Source organism: Streptomyces sp. NRRL WC-3549, assembly GCF_000721935.1.
Lineage (GTDB): Bacteria > Actinomycetota > Actinomycetes > Streptomycetales > Streptomycetaceae > Streptomyces.
The window spans coordinates 38,654-40,470 of sequence record NZ_KL585429.1 but is presented as its reverse complement, the minus strand read 5'-3'; the positions used below and the strand labels follow the sequence as shown (position 1 = coordinate 40,470).

Below are 1,817 nucleotides of genomic sequence, written 5' to 3'. Positions count from 1 at the left end.
GGCAGGGTGAGGACCAGCGCCCAGCCGACCACCTGCCAGCCGGGCATCAGCCCGGCCAACCGGCCGCCCTCGGTGTACCCCGCCGCGCACACCAGCAGCGCGCCGAACAGGTACAGGTCACCCGTGGACAGCGTGCCGCCGCTCTGCTGGACGATGAACGCGATCACCACGGCGGCCCCGGCGACCGCCGCGGCCCAGAACGCCCGCGGCGGGCGCGAGCCGGGCCGCAGCGCCGCGTAGAGCGCGGTCGTCAGGGGCAGCAGCCCCACCACCACGGCCGCGTGCGAACTCGTCGAGGTCTGGAGCGCCAGCGTCGTCAGCAGCGGGAAACCCACGACGACACCGCCCGCGACCACCAGGAGGCCCGCCCGGTGCTCCCGGGCCGGCGGCGGCACCCGGCCCGCCAGCAGCACGCACCCCGCGATCAGCGCGGCGAGCACACTGCGCACCGCGACCAGGGACCAGGGGCCGAAGCTCTCCAGCCCCCACACCGTGGAGGGGAAGGTCAGGGAGAAGGCGACGACACCGAGCCCGGCGAGCAGGACCCCGCCGCCGGCGCGCCCGGTGGTCCGCGGCGGGGAGGCGACCGCTATCGCCCCTCGGTCAGTAGCGCTATCCTGTACTGTCATGTATGAGCGTAGCAGTGTGGCCGATCTGGTGACGTCCCTGAAGAGTGAGCTGGACCGCTACTCTCCTGGTGGAAAGCTGCCGTCCAGCCGGGCGCTGGTCGAGCGCTTCCGGGTCAGCCCGGTGACCGTCTCCCGGGCGGTCGCGCAGCTCGCCGCCGAAGGCCTGGTCGTCACCCGGCCCGGCGCCGGTGCCTTCCGGGCGGCCCCCGCCCCCGCCGCACCCGAACCGGGCGACACCTCCTGGCAGGAGGTGTCGCTCAGCGGCGACGGCGGGCCCGAGGCCGTGCCCCGCACCGTCGACGCCTCCGGCCTCCTCGTCACCCTCGCCCCACCGCCCGCCGGAGTCGTCGAACTCAACGGCGGCTACCTGCACCCCGGCCTCCAGCCCGAGCGGGCGCTCGCCGCCGCCCTGGCCCGCGCCGGCCGCCGCCCCGGGGCCTGGGGCAGGCCCCCCTTCGACGGGCTGCGCGAACTGCGCGCCTGGTTCGCCCGGGAGATCGGCCCCGCGCACACGGAGGACGACGTCCTGATCACCGCCGGCGGCCAGGGCGCCCTCGCCCTCGCCCTGCGCGCCCTCGCTCCGCCCGGCGCGCCCGTCCTCGTCGAGTCACCGACGTACACCGGACTGCTGGCCGTCGCCCACGCGACCGGGCTGCGGCCGGTGCCCGTGCCGGTCGACGCCGACGGAGTCCGCCCCGACCTGCTCGAAGCCGCGTTCCGGGCCACCGGGGCACGGGTCTTCGTCTGCCAGCCGCTCTTCCAGAACCCGACCGGTGCGGTCCTCGCGGCCGGACGCCGCGAACAGGTGGTGCGGGCCGCCCGGGCGGCCGGCGCCTTCGTGGTCGAGGACGACTTCGCCCGCCGCCTCGTCCACAGCGACGCCGGACCGCTGCCCGAACCGCTCGCCGCCCACGACCCGGACGGGGTCGTCGTCCACGTCCGCTCCCTCACCAAGATCACTTCGCCCAGCCTGCGGGTCGGGGCACTGGCCGCCCGGGGGCCGGTCCTGGAACGGCTGCGCGCCCTCCAGATCGTGGACAGCTTCTTCGTGCCGCGCCCGCTCCAGGAAGCCGCCCTCGAACTCGTCGGCTCCCCGGCCTGGGAACGCCATCTGCGCGCCGTGGCCGCCGAACTGCGCGCCCGCCGCACGGCGATGACGGCCGCCCTGCGCGCCCGGCTGCCCGAACT

2 protein-coding genes are annotated in these 1,817 nt (G+C 76.4%); one reads left to right on the top strand and one right to left on the bottom strand.

Annotation, left to right across the window (positions count from 1 at the left end):
- A partial coding sequence (locus IH13_RS0129770; protein WP_031089168.1) for a DMT family transporter occupies positions 1 to 629 on the bottom strand: 629 nt, incomplete at its 3' end.
- On the opposite strand from IH13_RS0129770, the gene IH13_RS0129765 reads away from it, so the two are divergent.
- Positions 628 to 1,817 (top strand): aminotransferase-like domain-containing protein (locus IH13_RS0129765; protein ID WP_031089167.1); only part of this gene is annotated, 1,190 nt, incomplete at its 3' end. The two genes, IH13_RS0129770 and IH13_RS0129765, sit on opposite strands and share 2 nt — an antisense overlap.